Genomic DNA, 5,989 nt, shown 5'->3' with positions numbered 1-5,989 from the left:
GATAACGATAGGGGGCGGACTGTAAAAGGCGATGCCTGCGTGCTCCGCGGCGGCAGCTTCAACAACAACGATAACAACTGCCGCGTTGCCAACCGCAACAACAACAACCCGGACAACCGCAACAACAACAACGGTTTTCGCCCCGCAAAGTAAAGTAACACTTTATACTATACCACTTTTTCCCTTTTCGGTTTGAACCTAACCCCCTTTGGTTCCCCCTTTCCTCGAGGAAAGGGGGTAAGGGGGATAGGTTTCACCCCTTCCCTCCTCCTTCGTTACCACTGCGGCGGACAGGTCGAGGGAAGGGGCCGGGGGATGGGTTAAAGAAAAATGATCCGTAATCAGCGCTATACCCAAATAAAACTTGCCGTAGCCAAGCAGCTTCGCCGGGAAATGACCGTGGCTGAGAAATGTTTTTGGAATGCGGTTAAAGGAAATAAAGTTAACGGCTTGCATTTCCGGCGGCAGCAGATAATAGATGGCTTTATTGCCGATTTCTATTGCGATAAAATAAAGTTGGTAGTGGAAATAGACGGCGGGGTTCATGAAAAACAGAAAGACTACGATGCCGAGCGGGATCGTATAATCAAAACACACGGGTTAACAGTATGGCGTTTTAAAAACGAAGAAGTTATGAATAATATTGAACAAGCGCTTGGGAAAATAAGAACTTTATGAAAACCCATAAACCGCCCCAGCGGGGCGGGGAAATATAGCCTGCGGTTTCAAACGCAGGCTAATGCGGAAATTGACCGGCCGCCCCAAAGAGGCGATGGGTATCATCCCTGCGCCGCTTTTCGGGCGCGGGCGGTGCGTCCAACGGTTGCCTGCGGCTGAAGCCGCAGGCTGACAACCTCCGCGCCTTCGGCGCGAAACCGGAAAATGTCTGGCAGTTACGCCCCAGCGGGGCGGGGGAATGTAATATGCAATGGCCCCATATTCCCTGCGCCCTGTCAGGGCGCTTGACGGGGGTAACTACGATTACCGGAGGCTGAAGCCCACCGGCTATAACCCTGCACGCTTTCAGCGTGAGCATAAACCAAATCCGGCGGCGGCCGGTAGTCCGCAAAGATAAACGCTGCCGCCGGGTGAAAATATTGACCAGAATCGCCAAAGACAGAAAACACCTGACACTCAAAACCCCGGAGTAGTTATGTTCGACATTCACCGTCAAAGAATAAACGGCATCAGAAAGGCCCTGGCCGCCCAAAAGGCCGACGGCATAATCATCACCAGCCTGATCAACATCAGATATCTGACCGGTTATACCGGAAGTTCGGGCCTGTTGTGGATCTCAAAAAGGCAAGCGGTATTTTTCACCGATTTCCGCTATCAGGAACAGGTAAAGCGGGAAGTGAAAGGGGCCAGGAGCGTCATAATAAAAAAAGGGATCTGGGAGGAATTGTTTTTAAACTCCGACTTTAAAAAAGCCAAAAGGATCGGCTTTGAAAAGAACGACCTGAAATATCACCAGTATGAATCGCTGCAGAAAGAACTGAAGAATAAAAAACTTTTGCCGCTGGCCGGGCTGCCGGAAGAACTGCGCAAGATCAAAGACCCGGACGAAATAAAAAAAATCGCCCGGGCCGCCGCCATAGCCGACCGGGCTTTTAGCCGGATCGTTAAGATCGTAAAACCGGGAATGACAGAGCTGGAGGTATCTTACAAACTGGAGTCCATCATGAAGACTCTGGGGGCCAGCGGCCCTTCGTTTGACATCATCGTCGGCTCGGGGCCCAACAGCGCCCTGCCTCACGCCCAGCCGTCGGAGAGGAAGATACGGAAAGGCGATTTCATAGTCTTTGATTTCGGGGCGGTATACCGGGGCTACCATTCCGACATGACCCGGACAGTCTGCGTGGGACAGCCAAGCCCCAGGCACCTTATGGTCTATAACACTGTGCTCAAGTCACAGCTGGCCGGGCTTAAGGCGCTAAAGGCCGGGATCAAAGGGCAGGAGGCCGATGGTGCCGCCCGTTCGGTGATCGATTCTGCCGGCTATGCCAAGTACTTCGGCCACGGCTTGGGCCACGGGGTGGGTCTGGAGGTGCACGAGGCTCCGGGTGTGGGCAGCAAGTCGGCGAATCTGCTGCCGGCAAACTCGGTGGTGACGGTGGAGCCGGGGGTCTATCTGCCGGGCTGGGGCGGGGTGCGGATAGAGGATCTGGCGGCGGTCACCGCCAAAGGCTGCCGGATTTTAAGCAAATCGCCAAAAGAATTAATAGTCATCAAATAGGTATTCTGCCACAAAGACACTAAGGCACGAAAATCATGAATTATATACCGCTGTCACCAAAAGAAGAAGAGCAGGCAAAGAAAATCGTAGATGCCGCATATGCGGTGCATAAAAAACTGGGTCCGGGGTTGCTGGAAAAAGTTTACGAGGTATGTTTTTGCGTATCTATTCAGCCACAAAAGGCACGAAGGGCACAAAACAATTAATTTCAATAATTATTCTGCTTACGATTTTATTCGTGTCTTTTAGGGGGCATATATTCCTTTATTCCTAAATGTTTGTTCTCTCTTTGATGTATTAGCAGAAGTATTTTTGTGGCTTATGTGCTTTATGTGGCTAAATCCGGAAGCGATTGGCAATGTATGGTTCGGCCCGCTTTCCATAAGTGGTTGAATAGTTACATCATCAAATAATATACCCAAACCGTCAAGGAGAAAAAATTGGCCAGCACCGCGGATCTTAGAAATGGGATGGTCCTGAACTACGAAGGACAGCTTTTTTACACGGTGGAATTTCAGCACGTCAAACCCGGCAAGGGCGGAGCCTTTGTCCGCACCAAACTGAAGAACGTCAAGACTGGCGCGGTAATCGAGCGGACCTTCCGCTCCGGCGAATCCATCGCCGAGGTCAGGCTGGAACGCCGCAGGATGCAGTACCTGTACCACAGCGACGACAGGTATATGCTGATGGACAGCGAGACCTATGAGCAGACCAGCCTGCCCGGGGAAATGTTCCAGGACATCAAGGATTTTTTAAAGGAGAACACCGAGATCCAGGCGCTGATGCACGACGAGAACGTGATCGGGATCGAGATCCCGACCTTCGTCATCCTAAAGGTGGCCCACTCCGAGCCCGGTTTCAAAGGGGACACCGCCTCCTCGGTCACCAAGCCGGCCACTTTGGAGAGCGGGCTGGTGGTCCAGGTGCCGCTGTTCATCAATCAGGACGACCTGTTAAAGATAGACACCAGAACCGGAAAGTATTTAGAGAGGGCCTAAGATGGATTTAAAACAAACCCTGGAACGGGTGGTCAAGGAAAATTCTTCCGACCTTCATTTAAAGGCCGGCATGCCTCCGGTGTTCAGGATAGACGGATCGTTGAAGCCCTTGAATGAACCTCCTTTATCCCCGGAGGAGCTTAGACAGGTGGCTTTGCAGCTGATGCCCAAGGACCAGCAGCAGATTTTCGCCGAGGAAAAGGAGCTGGACTTTGCCATCGGAGTGGCCGGGCTGGGGCGGTTCCGGGTCAACGTTTACATGCAGCGCGGCAGCGTGGCCCTGGCCTTAAGGGCCATTCCGGTCTCGGTCAAAAAAATTGAAGAGCTGGCCCTGCCGCCCATCATCAAGGATCTGGCTTTAAGCCACCGGGGGATGCTGCTGGTCACCGGCACCACCGGCTCCGGCAAATCCACCACCCTGGCCGCCATGATCGAACACGTCAACGACACCGACAACCGGAATATCATCACGGTGGAGGACCCGATTGAGTTCCTGTTCCGCGATAAAAAGTCCATCATCAGCCAGCGGGAGGTGGGCACCGACACCCTGTCTTTCGCCGCCGCCCTGAAGCACGTGCTGCGTCAGGATCCGGACGTCATCCTGATCGGCGAGATCCGGGACAAGACCACCCTGGCCACCTCGCTTCAGGCCGCCGACACCGGGCACATGGTGATGAGCACCCTGCACACCCTGAACGCCTCGGAGACCATCAACCGGGTGATCTCCTTCTTCCCGCCCCACCAGCACGAACATGTTAGAGTGCTGTTGGCCGCCACCCTGATCGGAGTGATCAGCCTGCGGTTGCTGCCCCGGGCCGACGGCAAGGGCCGGGTGCCGGCGGTGGAGGTTATGATCAACACCCCCACGGTCAAGGAGCATCTGCTGGACCCGTTGAAAACCCTGATGATCCCCCAGCTGATTTCGGAGGGCAACACCCAGTACGGGATGCAGTCCTTCGACCAGTCCATCATGAAACATTACCGCGACGGGATGATCTCTTACGAGACCGCCCTGCAAAGCGTGACCAACGCCGACGAATTCAAGCTCCGCTTAAGGGGCATCGAGAACGCCTCCGATTCCCGGGGGTGGGATTCATTCGACACCTCGTCTAGGAGATAAAATTTGAGCATCAGGATCGACGTAGCCGTGATACCGGCCGAAATGCCGGAGCAGGGTTTTGCCGGCAAGGCGGTGGCGGTGATAGACGTGCTTCGGGCCTCCACCTCCATGGTGGCGGCGCTGGAGGCCGGTGCCAAGGAGATAATTCCCCTGGCCAGCATTGAGGAAACCACCCGGCTGGCCGAGACCATGGGCCGGGAAACGGTGGTCTTGTGCGGAGAACGGGACGGCAACAAAATCAACGGTTTTGACCTTGGGAATTCCCCGTTGGAGTTTACCCCGGAAAAAGTAAAGGGCAAAAGCCTTTTGATGGCCACCACCAACGGGACGGTGGCGGTGGCCCGGGCCAAGGGGGCATCGCTGATAGCGGTGGGCTGCCTGATAAATGCCAAGGCTCTGGTCCCGGTGCTGACCGGAGCCTCGGCCGAGATAGTCCTGTTATGTTCCGGCAAACAGGGCCGGGTCTCGCTGGAGGATCTGCTCTGCGCCGGATATCTGACTAAACTGATCAAGGACCAATCCCCCGATGCCGAACTGAACGACGGCGCCAGGGTGGCCCGGGATATCTATGAAAAGCATAAGGGCCGTCTGACCAGGGCCGTCAGGGAAAGCGACCATGGCAGCTACCTGGCCGGCCTGGGTTATCTTACTGACATAGAGTATGCCACTCAGCCCGATGCCAGCAGCACCGTGCCGGTGATGAAGGACGGCCGGATAGTCAAAATTTAGCCTGCCGCGCCATAAATGATTATCACATCCGTTCGGGACGAAGTGAATAAGCATGTTGAGTTCGATAATGCAAAATAGAAATAAGTTATCGCCGGATTCGGGTTTTAACTTGCCCACGCCGGCAGGCCAATCTTTATATTTGGTAAGGAGGTGACAAATGGCTGAATATGGCGAATGGAATCGAAAGGGTGCGACGCTCAGCGACGTAACCGCAAAGGCTGAATACGGAGTGGATCGGGATTTCATTATCAAAGGCATACGGGCCGGAAAATTGGAATATCGAGATGGAGCGATCTGGGGGAATCCCTATCTTAAGATTTTGAGAAGTCAGCTGGAAAAATACATAACCCATGAGCTTGGAGCAAAATACTTGGCGAAGGTTAAGAACGAATTGGAGCTGCGGAAAATCAAAAAGGAAATGTTTGATATCAAGAAGAGGCTGAATGCGCTTCAGCTTCGGAAGATTGAGCTTGAGGGATAAATCAAGAAACCGGTAAAGGAAGGTGTTAATAGTTCGGCTAACGTTCACTACAACGTCTATGGTAAAGAAATATAGTGATTGCTTCTATTGCGGCGGCTCTGTGAAAGAACGGTTTATGCCCCGGGAAGCCAGATGGCAGGGGCGTTTATTCATCTTTGAAAATGTTCCTAGGGGCGTCTGTACCCAATGCGGAGAAAAAGTATTAAAGCCGGATATAGCGAAGGCAATTGATCGGACCTTCCATGAGCAAAGGATGCCTAAAAAACCATCCAAGTTCCCGTCTATTCGTTTTGCCCTGACGCCGCATAGCGGAGCGTATCCGGCTCTGCGCCTGCGGCGCTCCGCTAAATTCCCCGCCGGCAGGCTCTGAACTTCAGATACGTTTAGTCGTTAGATGTCATATGGGATAAGGCATTTGGATTGGG

Annotated in this window: 9 protein-coding genes; all 9 read left to right on the top strand. The window is 53.5% G+C overall.

Annotated features, from left to right (window positions below; all coding sequences use genetic code 11):
• The coding region (locus HY768_01995) for an SUMF1/EgtB/PvdO family nonheme iron enzyme (GenBank protein MBI4725991.1) at positions 1–153 on the top strand (153 nt) is incomplete at its 5' end.
• Positions 154–330: 177 nt separating this feature from the next.
• Positions 331–678 (top strand): DUF559 domain-containing protein, encoded by a 348-nt coding sequence (locus HY768_01990; protein ID MBI4725990.1) that lies wholly within the window; start codon positions 331–333, stop codon positions 676–678.
• Between the two features lie 475 nt (positions 679–1,153).
• Positions 1,154–2,236 (top strand): aminopeptidase P family protein, encoded by a 1,083-nt coding sequence (locus HY768_01985; protein MBI4725989.1) that lies wholly within the window; start codon positions 1,154–1,156, stop codon positions 2,234–2,236.
• Positions 2,237–2,271: 35 nt separating this feature from the next.
• The gene (locus HY768_01980) at positions 2,272–2,442 is read left to right on the top strand and encodes a GxxExxY protein (protein MBI4725988.1); all 171 of its coding nucleotides are present in this window, start codon (positions 2,272–2,274) and stop codon (positions 2,440–2,442) included.
• Between the two features lie 234 nt (positions 2,443–2,676).
• Positions 2,677–3,234, top strand: coding sequence for an elongation factor P (gene efp, locus HY768_01975; protein ID MBI4725987.1), 558 nt, complete (start codon positions 2,677–2,679; stop codon positions 3,232–3,234).
• A gap of 1 nt (position 3,235) precedes the next feature.
• The gene (locus HY768_01970) at positions 3,236–4,354 is read left to right on the top strand and encodes a type IV pilus twitching motility protein PilT (GenBank protein MBI4725986.1); all 1,119 of its coding nucleotides are present in this window, start codon (positions 3,236–3,238) and stop codon (positions 4,352–4,354) included.
• Positions 4,355–4,357: 3 nt separating this feature from the next.
• On the top strand, positions 4,358–5,083 hold the full coding sequence (locus HY768_01965) for a 2-phosphosulfolactate phosphatase (protein ID MBI4725985.1): 726 nt from the start codon (positions 4,358–4,360) through the stop codon (positions 5,081–5,083).
• A 157-nt stretch (positions 5,084–5,240) separates the two neighbouring features.
• The gene (locus HY768_01960; protein MBI4725984.1) at positions 5,241–5,564 is read left to right on the top strand and encodes a hypothetical protein; all 324 of its coding nucleotides are present in this window, start codon (positions 5,241–5,243) and stop codon (positions 5,562–5,564) included.
• Positions 5,565–5,664: 100 nt separating this feature from the next.
• Positions 5,665–5,934 (top strand): YgiT-type zinc finger protein, encoded by a 270-nt coding sequence (locus HY768_01955; GenBank protein ID MBI4725983.1) that lies wholly within the window; start codon positions 5,665–5,667, stop codon positions 5,932–5,934.
• The last annotated feature ends 55 nt before the right edge of the window (positions 5,935–5,989 follow it).

The sequence above is a fragment of the candidate division TA06 bacterium genome (genome assembly GCA_016208585.1).
In the GTDB taxonomy this organism is placed as follows: Bacteria; Edwardsbacteria; AC1; order AC1; family EtOH8; genus UBA5202.
This window is presented reverse-complemented; position numbering and strand designations above follow the sequence as displayed.

What these genes read in the sequence shown, in the direction of transcription:
- HY768_01990 (MBI4725990.1), top strand. Translation starts at nt 331, where the DNA reads ATGATCCGTAATCAGCGCTATACCCAAATAAAACTTGCCGTAGCCAAG.
- HY768_01985 (MBI4725989.1), top strand. Translation starts at nt 1,154, where the DNA reads ATGTTCGACATTCACCGTCAAAGAATAAACGGCATCAGAAAGGCCCTG.
- HY768_01980 (MBI4725988.1), top strand. Translation starts at nt 2,272, where the DNA reads ATGAATTATATACCGCTGTCACCAAAAGAAGAAGAGCAGGCAAAGAAA.
- HY768_01970 (MBI4725986.1), top strand. Translation starts at nt 3,236, where the DNA reads ATGGATTTAAAACAAACCCTGGAACGGGTGGTCAAGGAAAATTCTTCC.
- HY768_01960 (MBI4725984.1), top strand. Translation starts at nt 5,241, where the DNA reads ATGGCTGAATATGGCGAATGGAATCGAAAGGGTGCGACGCTCAGCGAC.